This is a genomic window from Marilutibacter chinensis, assembly GCF_021725675.1.
GTDB lineage: Bacteria > Pseudomonadota > Gammaproteobacteria > Xanthomonadales > Xanthomonadaceae > Marilutibacter > Marilutibacter chinensis.
This window is the reverse complement of record NZ_JAKJPO010000001.1, coordinates 767,218-779,608: the sequence shown is the minus strand read 5'-3', so window position 1 is coordinate 779,608 and position 12,391 is coordinate 767,218. Positions and strand designations below refer to the sequence as shown.

Here is a 12,391-nt window from a genome sequence, read left to right as displayed (position 1 = left end):
TGATGAACGCGACCTATGCCGACGCCGATATCCTGACCTCCGCCTGGATGGCGGCGGGCATGACCTCGCGCGCGCGCCGACCGTACCCGCCACGACCGGCTGGGTAGGCGACATCGCCTGTTTCCATGGAGCATCCGCATCACGTGGATGACACATGAAAAGCCCAGCCTCGCCGCTGGGCTTTTCTGCTTTCGGGGCCCGGCAATCCTCTCCCGGTACCGCCACAGGTACCCCCGCCTTGGAATCCGCGATGAAGCATTTCCTGAATACCCAGGACTGGTCCCGTCCCGAACTCGATGCGCTGCTGCACCGGGCCGCCGCGTTCAAGCGTGACAAGCTGGGCGACCAGCTCAGGGGTCGTTCGATCGCCCTGGTGTTCTTCAACCCTTCGATGCGCACGCGCACCAGCTTCGAGCTGGGGGCGTTCCAGCTCGGCGGCCACGCGGTGGTCCTGCAGCCGGGCAAGGACGCGTGGCCGATCGAGTTCGACCTCGGCACGGTGATGGACGGCGACACCGAGGAGCACATCGCCGAGGTCGCGCGGGTGCTGGGCCGCTATGTCGACCTGATCGGCGTGCGCGCGTTCCCGAAGTTCGTCGACTGGGCGCATGACCGCGAGGACGTCGTGCTGAAGAGCTTCGCGAAATACTCGCCGGTGCCGGTGATCAACATGGAGACGATCACCCACCCCTGCCAGGAACTGGCGCACGCGCTGGCGCTGCAGGAACACTTCGGCAGCAGCGACCTGCGTGGGAAGAAGTACGTCCTCACCTGGACCTACCACCCGAAGCCGCTCAATACCGCCGTCGCCAATTCGGCACTGACCATCGCCACCCGCATGGGCATGGACGTGACCCTGCTGTGTCCGACCAGCGACTACGTCCTCGACGAGCGCTACATGGGCTGGGCCGAGCGGAACGTCGCCGAGAACGGCGGCTCGCTGACAGTCAGCCACGACATCGAGAGCGCCTATGCCGGCGCCGACGTGGTCTACGCCAAGAGCTGGGGCGCGCTGCCGTACTTCGGCAACTGGGGCCCGGAAAAGCCGATCCGCGACCGGTACCGGCACTTCATCGTCGACGAGGCCAAGATGGCGCTGACCAACAACGGCGTGTTCTCGCACTGTCTGCCGTTGCGCCGCAACGTCAAGGCCACCGACGCGGTGATGGATTCGCCCAACTGCATCGCGATCGAAGAGGCCGAGAATCGTCTGCATGTGCAGAAGGCGGTCATGGCCGCGCTGGTCGGCGCGTGATCCGGCCGACTTTTCCGTACTCCCATCGCTTACCACGACTTTTTTCCGGAACCCCCATCTCATGAGCAACGACATCGTTCTCGCCTTCTCCGGCGGCCTCGACACCAGCTTCTGCGTACCCTACCTGCAGGAGCGCGGCTGGAGCGTCCATACCGTCTTCGCGGACACCGGCGGCGTCGATGCCGAGGAGCGCGACTTCATCGAGAAGCGCGCCGTCGAACTGGGCGTGAGCTCGCATCGGACCGTCGACGGCGGTCCGGCGATCTGGTCGGGTTTCGTCAAGCCGTTCGTGTGGGCCGGCGAGGGCTATCAGGGCCAGTATCCGTTGCTGGTGTCCGACCGCTACCTGATCGTCGAGGCCGCGCTCGAGCGCGCCGCCGAGCTGGGGACGAAGGCGATCGCGCACGGTTGCACCGGCATGGGCAACGACCAGGTGCGTTTCGATCTAGCGGTCAAGGCGCTGGGCGACTACGAGATCGTCGCCCCGATCCGCGAAATCCAGAAGGAGCACACCGAAGTCCGCGCGTACGAGCAGCGCTATCTGGAGGATCGGGGCTTCGGCGTCCGTGCCAGGCAGAAGGCCTACACGATCAACGAGAACCTGCTCGGCGTGACCCTGTCCGGCGGCGAGATCGACCGCTGGCAGGCCCCGGGCGAGGGCGCGCGCGGCTGGTGCCGGCCACGTGCCGAGTGGCCGGCCGAGCCGTTGCGGGTGAAGATCCGCTTCGAGAACGGCGAGGCGGTCGCGCTCGACGGCGAGAAGATCCCCGGCCACGTCATGCTGGCGAAGCTCAACGGCCTGTTCGCGCGCTATGGCGTCGGCCGCGGCCTGTACACCGGCGACACCACGATCGGCCTCAAGGGCCGCATCGTCTACGAGGCGCCGGGCCTGTCCGCGCTGCTGGCCGCGCACCGCGCGCTGGAGGAAGCGGTGCTGAGCAAGCAGCAGAACCGCTTCAAGCCCGACGTCGCGCGCAAGTGGGTCGAGCTGGTCTACGAAGGCTTCTTCCATGATCCGCTGAAGACCGACCTGGAGGCGTTCCTGGCGTCGAGCCAGTCGACCGTCAATGGCGAGGTCACGCTGGAGACCAGCGGCGGCACGGTCGACGCGGTCGCGGTCGAGTCGGCGCACATCCTCAACGCCAAGGGCGCGACCTACGCGCAGGCCGCGGACTGGGGCGTGGCCGAGGCGGAAGGTTTCATCAAGCTGTTCGGCATGAGCAGCACGCTGTGGGCGGAGATCAACCGCGGCGGCAAGGGCTGAGGGAACCCGACGTGCTGTCCAAGACCCTCAAGCACCTCGAAGCGCTGGTGTCGTTCGACACCCGCAATCCGCCGCGGCGGATCGGCACCGGCGGAATCTTCGACTACCTGCGCGAACACCTCGGAGGCTTCGACGTCCGGGTGACCGACCACGGCGCCGGCGCGGTGTCGATGCTGGCCGTGCGCGGCGATCCCCGTCGCGTGTTCAACGTCCATCTCGACACCGTACCGTCTTCGGAGGCGTGGTCGGCCGATCCGTTGAAGCTGCGGATCGACGGCGAGCGGGTGATCGGCCTGGGCGCCTGCGACATCAAGGGCGCGGCTGCCGGCCTGCTGACCGCGGCGTCGGTGACCGCCGGCGACGCCGCGTTCCTGTTCAGTACCGACGAGGAGGCCAACGATGCCCGCTGCATCGCCGCTTTCCTGGAGCGGAACGTGCTCGCCGGCGACCATGGCTTCAGCGAGGCGATCATCGCCGAGCCGACCCGCTGCGAGGCGGTGCTGGCGCACCGCGGCATCAGCTCGGTGCTGATGAAGTTCCGCGGCGTCGCCGGGCATGCGTCCGGGGCCAACGCGATGCACGCCAGTGCGTTGCACCAGGCGATCCGCTGGGGTGGACGCGCGCTCGATCACGTCGAGGCGCAGGCGCACCAGCGCTTCGGCGGACTGACCGGGCTGCGCTTCAACATCGGCCGGGTCGAGGGTGGGATCAAGGCCAACATGATCGCCCCCAGCGCGGAGCTGCGCTTCGGATTCCGGCCATTGCCGTCGATGTCGATCGATGCGCTGCACGAGGCCCTGCGCGGGTTCGCCGACGAGGCGGCGCTGGAGAGCTACCAGGAAACCTTCCGCGGTCCGTCGCTGCCGGGCGGCGACGTCGCCGATGCCGAACGCAGGCGGCTGGAGGCGCGCGATCTCGCCGACGAGCTCGGCCTGCCGATCGGCAACGCGGTCGACTTCTGGACCGAAGCCTCGCTGTTCTCGGCCGCCGGCCTGACCGCCTTCGTCTACGGCCCCGGCGACATCGCCCAGGCCCATACCGCCGACGAATGGGTGGAGCTGGCCCAGTTGCAGCGCTATACCGACTCCATCGTCCGCATTCTCGACACGGGGGCGCAGGCGTGAACATCGCGATGAACGATACCCGCGAACCCAGTCGCGACATGGCGCACGACATCCAGACCCGGCAGACCATCGTGCGGCTGCTGTCGAGCATGGCCAGCGCGAAGGAGATCAGCCAATATCTGAAGCGCTTCTCGCAGCTGGACGCCAAGCGTTTCGCCGTGGTCAAGGTCGGCGGCGCGGTGCTGCGCGACGATCTCGACGCCCTGACCTCGTCGCTGGCGTTCCTGCAGGACGTCGGCCTGACTCCGATCGTCATCCATGGCGCCGGCCCGCAGCTCGATCAGGAGCTGACCGCGGCCGGCATCGAGAAGCGGACCGTCAACGGCCTGCGGGTGACCTCGCCGGAGGCGCTGGCGATCGTGCGCCGCGTGTTCCATGCGCAGAACCTGAAGCTTGTCGAGGCGCTGCAGGCATTCGACGCGCGCGCGACATCGATCGTCTCGGGCGTGTTCGAGGCCGAGTACATCGACCGCGACACCTACGGCCTCGTCGGCCAGGTCGGACGGGTCGAGCTGGCGCCGATCGAGGCCAGCCTGAAGGCCGGCTCGATACCGGTGATCGCCAGTCTCGGCGAGACCGCCGGCGGACAGATCCTCAACGTCAACGCCGACTTCGCCGCCAACGAACTGGTGCAGGTGCTGCAGCCGTACAAGATCGTGTTCCTGACCGGCACCGGCGGGCTGCTCGATGAGCGCGGCAAGGTGATCGACTCGATCAACCTGACCACCGAATACGAACACCTGATCCAGCAGCCCTGGGTCAATGGCGGCATGAAGGTCAAGATCGAGCAGATCAAGGCGCTGCTCGACACGCTGCCGCTGACCTCGTCGGTGTCGATCACCAAGCCGTCCGAGCTGGCCAAGGAACTGTTCACCCACAAGGGCTCGGGCACCCTGGTACGGCGCGGCGAGCGGGTGCTGGAAGTCACGCGCTGGGACGAGCTCGACCTGTCGCGGCTGCGCACGCTGATCGAGTCGGCGTTCGGCCGCCAGCTGGTCGGGAGCTATTTCGACGACACCCGCCTGCACAAGGCCTACGTCAGCGAGAACTACCGTGCCGCGGTGATCCTCACCCGCGAGGAGGCCGGCGTGTACCTGGACAAGTTCGCGGTGCTCGACGACGCCCAGGGCGAGGGGCTCGGCCGCGCGGTCTGGCAGGTGATGCGCGAGCAGAATCCGGGTCTGTTCTGGCGTTCGCGCAACGGCAATCCGGTCAATCCGTTCTATTTCGCCGAGTCGGACGGCTGCCTGCGCCAGGAGAAATGGCGGGTGTTCTGGTATGGCATGGAAGGCTTCGATGCGATCGCCCGCTGCGTCGAGCACTGCGCCAGCCGGACGGTCACGTTGCACGAGTCCGTCGTGCAGGGCGGCGCCGAATGAACGGCTGCACTGCCGCGCATTGGACGCCGGTCGCGCTGGAGGGCGAGGGCGTGCGGCTGGAGCCGATGCGGGCCGGTCATGCCGAAGGGTTGGCCCGTGCCTGTGCGGATGGACGATTGTGGGAGCTGTGGTTCACCAGCGTGCCGCGACCGGAGGCGATGGCAGCGCATGTCGATGCTTTCCTCGACCGCCAGGCCCGCGGCGAGGCGATGCCGATGGTCGTGGTCAGGCGTTCCGATGGCGAGGTGCTGGGACAGACCAGCTTCTTCGGACTCGACCTGGCCGCTCCGCGCGCCGAGATCGGGTACACCTGGTATGCCGCGTCCGCGCAACGGACTGCGGTGAACACCGAGACCAAGCTGCTGATGCTGTCGCATGCGTTCGAGGCGCGCGGCTGCATCGCCGTGGAATTCCGCACCCACTGGTTCAATCATCGCTCGCGCGCCGCGATCGCCCGCCTCGGCGCGAAGCAGGATGGCGTGCTGCGCAACCATCAGCGGCTGCCGGATGGCAGCTTCCGCGATACCGTGGTGTTCTCGATCATCCAATCGGAATGGCCGGCGGTGAAGCGCAACCTTTTGCATCGGCTGGGGCGCGGAACCCGGCCCGGAGAATCCTGAGATGACCGCCACCGTGGGCATCGTCGGCGCGCGCGGTCATGTCGGCGCCGAACTGATCCGGCTGATCGCCGGCCATCCCGGCTTCGAGCTGGGCTATGTCTCGTCGCGCGAGCTCGACGGCCAGCGCGTGTCCGACCACATCGACGCGTATCGTGGCGCGTTGCGTTACAGCGCGCCGTCGCATGAGGCGCTGCCGTCGCTCGGCGCCGATGCGGTGGTGCTGGCGCTGCCCAACGGCAAGGCCGGGCTGTGCGTGGACGCTTTCGACGCGGCGGTCGCCCGGGGTACCGCAGCCGATCCGGTCATCGTCGATCTGTCCGCCGACTACCGCTTCGATCCGGACTGGTACTACGGCCTTCCCGAGCTGACCCGCAACCGTTACGCCGGTCAGCGCCGGATCAGCAATCCAGGCTGCTATGCGACCGCGATGCAGCTGGTTCTGGCGCCGATGCTCGACGTGATGGCCGGGCCGGCGCAGTGCTTCGGCGTGTCCGGCTACTCGGGAGCCGGCACCACCCCGTCGGACAAGAACGACACCGCAAAGCTGCGCGACAACCTGATGCCGTACGCATTGACCGGCCATGTGCACGAGCGCGAGGTGAGCGCGCAGCTCGGGCACGAAGTGCAGTTCCTGCCGCACGTCGCGCCGCATTTCCGTGGCCTGACGATCACCGCCAACATGCCGTTGACGCGGGCGCTGGAGCTCGAAGAAGTGGCCGCGCGCTATCGCGACCGCTACGCCGGCGAGCCGTTGGTCCGGGTCGTCGACGAGGCGCCGTGGGTCAGCCGCATCGCCGGCCGCCACCATGTCGAGATCGGCGGCTTCACGCTGTCGCCGGACCGGTGCCGGCTGGTCGCGGTCGCGACCGAGGACAACCTGCTCAAGGGCGCGGCGACCCAGGCGCTGCAGAACCTCAATCTCGCCTTTGGATACGACGAGTGGGCGGGCATACCGGTTTGACTCTCATGCCGCGGATTGCGCGATGAACACGGACAAGGCAATGCCGGACTTGTATCGGGGTGTTGCTTCGTCCGCGCATGTCCGCGTCGATTCGCGGTCCGATGGACCAGCAGGCGCAAGTAGACAGGTGGGTACATGAGTCAGTTGCTTTGGCAGAAGCCGGGCGTCAAGGTCGACGCGCGCATCCAGCAGTTCCTCGCCGGCGAGGACGTGATCCTCGACCGCGAGTTCTTCCTGTTCGACATCGAGGCCAGCCGTGCGCATGCCGAAGGGCTGGAGGCGATCGGCATCCTCGACGAAGACGAACTCGAGTCGCTCCGGCGCGGGCTCGCCGAGCTGGCGCAGGACTTCCGCGCCGGTCGCTTCGTGCTCGACGAGCGGTACGAGGACGGTCACTCGGCGATCGAGGCACGCCTGGTCGAGCGGCTGGGCGATACCGGCAAGAAGATCCATACCGGCCGCAGCCGCAACGACCAGGTGCTGGTCGCGACCCGGCTGTGGCTTCGCGACCGCCTCGAATGCGTCGCCGCGATCTCGCGCGAGATCGCCGAAGTCGCGCTGGCCCGTGCCGATGCCGAGCGTGCGGTACCGTTGCCCGGTTACACCCATCTGCAACGTGCGGTGGTGTCTTCGCTGGGCATGTGGTGGGCCGCCTGGGCGGAGGGCTTCATCGACAACGCGTGGCGGGCCGCGCAGACCCGCGACTGGCTCGACGCCAATCCGCTGGGCAGCGCGGCCGGCTACGGCGTCAACCTGCCGCTGGACCGCGAGCACACCACCGCGGCGCTGGGTTTCGGCCGCATGCAGCTGTCGGCGACCTACGCCCAGCTGTCGCGCGGCAAGTTCGAGATGGCTGCGATCGAGGCCCTGGGCTCGGCACTGCTCGACCTGCGCCGGCTGGCCTGGGACCTGAGCCTGTTCACCAGTTCCGAGTACGGCTTCATCGAGCTGCCTTCGCAATACACCACCGGCAGCTCGATCATGCCCAACAAGCGCAATCCCGACGTGATCGAGTTGATGCGCGCCAGCTATTCGGCTGCGGCGGCCGCGCGGACCGAGATCGAACAACTGTTGTCGCTGCCGTCCGGCTATCACCGCGACCTGCAGTTCTCCAAGGGCGCGATCTTCCATGCGTTCGGCCGCGGGCTGATGGCGCTGGAACTGCTGCCGGACCTGCTGCGCAACCTGGAGTGGCGCGAGGACCGGATGCGTGCGGCACTGGAGCCGTCGATGTACGCAACCGACCTGGCGGTCGAAATGGCGCGGCAAGGCCTGCCGTTCCGCGAGGCCTACCGGCAGGCCGCCGATCCGCAGCGCTGGGCGCAGGGCGATCCGCAGGCGAGCCTCGATGCGCGGGTCTCGCCGGGCGCGGCAGCCGACCTGCGCCTGGAGGCCTTGCGGCAGCGGCTGGATGCGCTGGCCGAGGAATGACGGCATGACGCTTCGTCATCGCCGCCCCGGCCGACGTTATCCAGACTGGGGCGACTGCCATCCGGGCCGGTGCGGCCGGGGACGCGGTGAGGAAGGCATCCGGTCCGGATGTCCGCCGACACCACGCGCTCCCTGCCGCTCCCAGATCACCAGCCGATGAACGCATCCGACTTCACATCGCAACCCCTGCCCCCCTGGCGCCGTGCGGTGCTCAAGGTAGGCAGCAGCCTGGTGGCCGGCGAGTCCGGTCTCGACCCCACCCACGCGAAGGCGCTGGCGGGCTTCATCGATGCCGCGTCCGCACAGGGACGGGAGGTCGTGCTGGTCTCGTCCGGCGCGGTCGCGGCCGGCCGCGGGCGGGTCGATGCCTCCGGCAGCGGTCTGGTACCGAAGCAGGCGATGGCCGCACTGGGACAGGCCTCGTTGATCGGGTTCTGGCAGCGGCTGGTCGGCCTGCCGGTCGCGCAGGTGCTGCTCAGCCACGACGACCTGCGCAACCGCCGCCGTTATCTCAACGCCCGCGCGACCCTGCGCGAGCTGCTGCGTCTACGTGCGCTGCCGGTCGTCAACGAGAACGACACCGTAGCGGTGGACGAACTCAAGCTCGGCGACAACGACAATCTCGCCGCGGCGGTCGCGTCGCTCGTCGATGCCGACCTGCTGCTGATCGCGACCGACATCGGTGGGCTGTACAGCGCCCATCCGCAGCGCGAGCCGGCGGCGCGGCCGATCACACGCGTCGAACGCGTCACCGACGAACTGGTCGCCATGGCCGGCGGCGACGCAGGGGCGCTCGGCACCGGCGGCATGCGAACCAAGCTGGAGGCGGCGGCGAAGGCGGCCACCGCCGGCATTGCCACCGCGCTGTTCTGCGGACGCGACCCGGACGTCGTCACCGCGCTTTGCGAGGACCGCCTGTGCGGCACGCTGGTGAGTGCCGGGGGCGATCGCCTGCGCGCACGCAAGCAATGGCTGCGCCACGCACCTGGCGCGGGCGCGCTGTTCGTCGATCAGGGCGCCGCCGATGCGCTGCAGGTGCGCGGCGCGTCGCTGTTGCCGGGAGGAGTGGTGCGGGTGATCGGTGACTTCCGTCGTGGCGACGTCGTCGAGATCGTCGCCGAATCCGACCAGCTGGCGCTGGGCCGCGGGCTGGCCCAGTATGCGGCGGACGAAATCCGCCGCATCGCGCGCCGGCGCAGCCACGACATCGAATCGATGCTGGGGTTCCGCTATGGAGAATCGGTGGTCCATCGCGACGATCTGGTACTGCTGGGGCCGCGTCGGGAGCCGGCGCTGCACGAATCGCGGCATCGCCAGCCCGGACAGGAGAACGACGCATGAATGGTCACGTACGCGCCCTGGCCGAGGCGGCGCGGGCCGCACAGCCGGCGATCGCGGCATTGTCGCCGCAGCGGCGACAGCGGCTGATCGAGCGCATGGCCGAACGGATCGAGCGCGATCGGGAGCAGGTGCTCGCCGCCAACGCCGACGACACGGCCCGCGGCGAGAAGGCCGGCCTGTCGACGGCGATGCTGGACCGGTTGCGCCTGGACGGCGTCCGCCTGGCCGCGATCGCGCAGGCGCTGCGCGAGCTGGCCGCGCAGCCGGACCCGGTCGGCGCGGTCACCCGTCGCGAGGTCCGGCCCAACGGCCTGGTGATCGAGCGCCAGCGGGTGCCGCTGGGATTGATCGCAATGATCTACGAGTCGCGGCCGAACGTGACCGCGGATGCGGCCGCGCTGTGCCTGAAGGCCGGCAATGCGGTGCTGCTGCGCGGCGGTTCGGAGGCACGCTCGAGCAATGCCGCGATCGCCGCCTGCCTGCATGCCGCGCTGCGCGAGGAGGGGTTGCCGGAAGCCGCGGTGTCGCTGCTCACCGACCCGGCCCGTGAGCACGTGCTCGAGCTGCTGCAGCTCAGCGACCTGGTCGACCTGGCGATTCCGCGCGGCGGCGAGGGACTGATCCGCTTCGTCGCCGAACATGCGCGGGTGCCGGTCGTCAAGCACTACAAGGGCGTCTGCCATCTGTACGTCGACGCGGCCGCCGACCTGGATCTGGCCCGCGACCTGCTGGTCGACGGCAAGGCCTCGCGTCCGGGCGTCTGCAACGCGCTGGAGACGCTGCTGGTGCATGCGGACGTGGCCGCCAGGTTCCTGCCGGCAGCGGTCGGAGCGCTGATCCGGCGCGGTGTCGAGGTGCGCGGCTGCGAACGGACGCGGGCGCTGTGCCCGCAGGCGGTCGCCGCCGACGAAGCCGACTACGCGGCCGAGTTCCTCGACCTGATCCTCGCGGTGCGGGTCGTCGACGACATCGACGACGCGCTGGCCCATGTCGGCAGATACGGTTCCGACCACACCGAAGTGATCGCGACCGCCGATCCCGCGGCGGCCGAGGCCTTCATCCGCGGCACCCGCAGTGCCGCGGTGATGGTCAATGCCTCCTCACGCTTCAACGACGGCGGCGAGCTCGGCCTCGGTGCCGAGATCGGCATCTCGACCACCCGTCTGCATGCCTATGGCCCGATGGGTGCGGAGTCGCTGACGATCGAGCGTTTCGTGGTGCGTGGCCAGGGCCAGGTCCGTCATCGGCAGTCGCGTACCGCGTCCTGATCCAGGGGCGCCGCCGCCGCTCGCGGTGCCGGTTCCGCTTTGCCGGATGGTGGATGCCGGTGCGCAGCAGCGAGTGGCCGGGCCTTGTCGTCCATGCTGACCACGGTGATCTTCCCGCTGCGCAGTGCGCTGGCGACGACCGGAGTCGCACCCAGTGTGTCGGCCACTTCGGCTGCGGTCGCATCGGGCGTCGCCGAGCGGCGCTCGCGGTTGCGGAAGCGCGCCCGGTTGAGCTCGGCCCAGCCGGTCAGCAGCGCCGCAACCCCCAGAGCGACCAGCGGCAGCACGATCAGCATGAACGGCTCCACCTGGTTGTTGCGCAGGTACAGCTCGGTGACGGCGGTATGCACGCCGAACAGCCACAGGATCAGGGTCAGCAACGGCAGCCAGAGATAGGCATACAGGCCCCAGCAGATCGCGGTGACCACGCCCCAGGCGGTACGGACGGCCAGCGGGCGCGCGGTGGGGCGCTCGATCAGCAGCGAATCGTGTTTCATCGTATTCCCCTGTCCGGGCTGACCCATACCGCCCGGGTGTTGCGACGCTTGAGGATGCCCTTGGGCAAGGCCACCACGGTGGTCAGCATGCCGACCAGCCAATAGGCCATCGGGTACCAGATCATCCAGTAGTAGTTGCGGCCGACCCGCGCCTCGTAGCGCCGGTCGATGATGATGCTGGTCGCGAACTGCAGCAGACAGACCAGCGCCAGGATCACCCCGTGCCACTGCGGCAGCAGCGTCTCGATGTGCAGTGCGGGTGGCAGCGCGATGAACTTGCCCAGCGCCCACAGCACGATGATCAGCAGCATCGTGTAGGCCCAGGCCACGCTGAGCAGGTACTCGCCCAACACCGCCCACATGCGCCGCTTGCGCCACGACAGGAGATCCCGGCTGTGCTGAAGCATGACCTCGACGCCGCCCTGCGCCCAGCGCAGGCGCTGGCGCCACAGGCCCTTCAGCGTTTCCGGCATCAGGATGAAGCACAACGCGTTGGGCTCGTAGCGGATGTCCCAGTGGTCCATCTGCAGGCGCCAGCTGATGTCGATGTCCTCGGTGACCATGTTGTCGGACCAATAGCCGATCCGATGCAGCGCGGTGCGGCGGAAGGCGCTGATCACTCCGGACACGGTGAACAGCCGGCCGTACACGCGCTGCGCGCGTTTGATCATCCCGATGATCGAGGAGAACTCGCCGACCTGCATCCTGCCCAGCAGGGTCGAGCGATTGCGGATGCGTGGGTTGCCGGTGACCGCGCCCACGCGCGGACCGGAGGTCAGGTGCCAGACCATCCAGTGGGTCGCGTATTCGTCGAGCAGGGCGTCGCCGTCGATGCAGACCAGATACTCCGAGCGTGCCGCGAGCGCGCCCATGCGCAGGGCGTTGGCCTTGCCCATGTTGCGGTCCAGATGGACCACCCGCAGGCGTTCGTGACGCCCGGCGAGCCGGTCGAGCTTCTCCGCGGTGTCGTCGCTGCTGCCGTCGTTGATCGCGATCACCTCGAAGTCCGGGTAGTGCTGTGCGAGCGCGGCCGCGATCGTTTCGTCGACCTGCTCACCCTCGTTGAAGCAGGGGATCAGGATCGAGACCATCGGCATTTCCGGCATCGGCGGCGGGCTGGTGCGCGGCGGCACCTGCCGTTCGCGGCGCAGGTAGTAGTACAGCCCGCCGGACATCCAGAAGAACGACATCACGATCGGGTAGTAGAACGCGAAGCCGAACAGCCAGAAGGGAATGCTTTCCATGCCGTGC

General features: G+C 68.5%; 11 protein-coding genes. 9 read left to right on the top strand and 2 right to left on the bottom strand.

The genetic code is table 11. The features are described from left to right. The first annotated feature begins 250 nt into the window (after positions 1-250). The 9 genes from L3V18_RS03420 (at position 251) to L3V18_RS03380 (ending at position 10,643) form a co-directional block, all read left to right on the top strand. Positions 251-1,255: an N-acetylornithine carbamoyltransferase gene (locus L3V18_RS03420; protein ID WP_237053184.1), complete on the top strand. Its 1,005-nt coding sequence runs from the start codon at positions 251-253 to the stop codon at positions 1,253-1,255. Between the two features lie 61 nt (positions 1,256-1,316). Beyond that, positions 1,317-2,519 (top strand): argininosuccinate synthase, encoded by a 1,203-nt coding sequence (locus tag L3V18_RS03415; protein WP_237053183.1) that lies wholly within the window; start codon positions 1,317-1,319, stop codon positions 2,517-2,519. A gap of 11 nt (positions 2,520-2,530) precedes the next feature. Beyond that, positions 2,531-3,643 carry an acetylornithine deacetylase gene (locus tag L3V18_RS03410; RefSeq protein ID WP_237053182.1) on the top strand — a complete coding sequence of 371 codons (1,113 nt, stop codon included), beginning with the start codon at positions 2,531-2,533 and terminating at the stop codon, positions 3,641-3,643. 38 nt (positions 3,644-3,681) lie between these two features. Beyond that, positions 3,682-5,022: an acetylglutamate kinase gene (locus L3V18_RS03405; RefSeq protein ID WP_237053703.1), complete on the top strand. Its 1,341-nt coding sequence runs from the start codon at positions 3,682-3,684 to the stop codon at positions 5,020-5,022. After that, positions 5,019-5,642, top strand: a complete 624-nt coding sequence (locus L3V18_RS03400) for a GNAT family N-acetyltransferase (RefSeq protein WP_237053181.1) — start codon at positions 5,019-5,021, stop codon at positions 5,640-5,642. Before L3V18_RS03405 ends, L3V18_RS03400 begins: the two co-directional genes overlap by 4 nt. Before the next feature lies 1 nt (position 5,643). Beyond that, positions 5,644-6,603: an N-acetyl-gamma-glutamyl-phosphate reductase gene (gene argC / locus L3V18_RS03395; protein ID WP_237053180.1), complete on the top strand. Its 960-nt coding sequence runs from the start codon at positions 5,644-5,646 to the stop codon at positions 6,601-6,603. Between the two features lie 135 nt (positions 6,604-6,738). Next, positions 6,739-8,034, top strand: coding sequence for an argininosuccinate lyase (argH, locus tag L3V18_RS03390; protein WP_237053179.1), 1,296 nt, complete (start codon positions 6,739-6,741; stop codon positions 8,032-8,034). A 156-nt stretch (positions 8,035-8,190) separates the two neighbouring features. Continuing rightward, complete coding sequence (proB, locus tag L3V18_RS03385; protein WP_237053178.1) at positions 8,191-9,375, top strand: glutamate 5-kinase; 1,185 nt, start codon at positions 8,191-8,193, stop codon at positions 9,373-9,375. After that, the gene (locus L3V18_RS03380; RefSeq protein WP_237053177.1) at positions 9,372-10,643 is read left to right on the top strand and encodes a glutamate-5-semialdehyde dehydrogenase; all 1,272 of its coding nucleotides are present in this window, start codon (positions 9,372-9,374) and stop codon (positions 10,641-10,643) included. The genes proB and L3V18_RS03380 overlap by 4 nt, the downstream gene beginning before the upstream one ends. On the opposite strand, the gene pgaD is transcribed toward L3V18_RS03380, so the two are convergent. Both pgaD and pgaC read right to left on the bottom strand, forming a co-directional pair. Continuing rightward, positions 10,616-11,140: a poly-beta-1,6-N-acetyl-D-glucosamine biosynthesis protein PgaD gene (gene pgaD / locus L3V18_RS03375; RefSeq protein WP_237053176.1), complete on the bottom strand. Its 525-nt coding sequence runs from the start codon at positions 11,138-11,140 to the stop codon at positions 10,616-10,618. The genes L3V18_RS03380 and pgaD overlap by 28 nt on opposite strands. Further along, the gene (pgaC, locus tag L3V18_RS03370) at positions 11,137-12,384 is read right to left on the bottom strand and encodes a poly-beta-1,6-N-acetyl-D-glucosamine synthase (RefSeq protein WP_237053175.1); all 1,248 of its coding nucleotides are present in this window, start codon (positions 12,382-12,384) and stop codon (positions 11,137-11,139) included. Before pgaC ends, pgaD begins: the two co-directional genes overlap by 4 nt. Positions 12,385-12,391 lie beyond the last annotated feature (7 nt).

What these genes read in the sequence shown, in the direction of transcription:
- L3V18_RS03420 (WP_237053184.1), top strand. Translation starts at nt 251, where the DNA reads ATGAAGCATTTCCTGAATACCCAGGACTGGTCCCGTCCCGAACTCGAT.
- L3V18_RS03415 (WP_237053183.1), top strand. Translation starts at nt 1,317, where the DNA reads ATGAGCAACGACATCGTTCTCGCCTTCTCCGGCGGCCTCGACACCAGC.
- L3V18_RS03405 (WP_237053703.1), top strand. Translation starts at nt 3,682, where the DNA reads ATGGCGCACGACATCCAGACCCGGCAGACCATCGTGCGGCTGCTGTCG.
- L3V18_RS03400 (WP_237053181.1), top strand. Translation starts at nt 5,019, where the DNA reads ATGAACGGCTGCACTGCCGCGCATTGGACGCCGGTCGCGCTGGAGGGC.
- argC (WP_237053180.1), top strand. Translation starts at nt 5,644, where the DNA reads ATGACCGCCACCGTGGGCATCGTCGGCGCGCGCGGTCATGTCGGCGCC.
- argH (WP_237053179.1), top strand. Translation starts at nt 6,739, where the DNA reads ATGAGTCAGTTGCTTTGGCAGAAGCCGGGCGTCAAGGTCGACGCGCGC.
- proB (WP_237053178.1), top strand. Translation starts at nt 8,191, where the DNA reads ATGAACGCATCCGACTTCACATCGCAACCCCTGCCCCCCTGGCGCCGT.
- L3V18_RS03380 (WP_237053177.1), top strand. Translation starts at nt 9,372, where the DNA reads ATGAATGGTCACGTACGCGCCCTGGCCGAGGCGGCGCGGGCCGCACAG.
- pgaD (WP_237053176.1), bottom strand. Translation starts at nt 11,140, where the DNA reads ATGAAACACGATTCGCTGCTGATCGAGCGCCCCACCGCGCGCCCGCTG.
- pgaC (WP_237053175.1), bottom strand. Translation starts at nt 12,384, where the DNA reads ATGGAAAGCATTCCCTTCTGGCTGTTCGGCTTCGCGTTCTACTACCCG.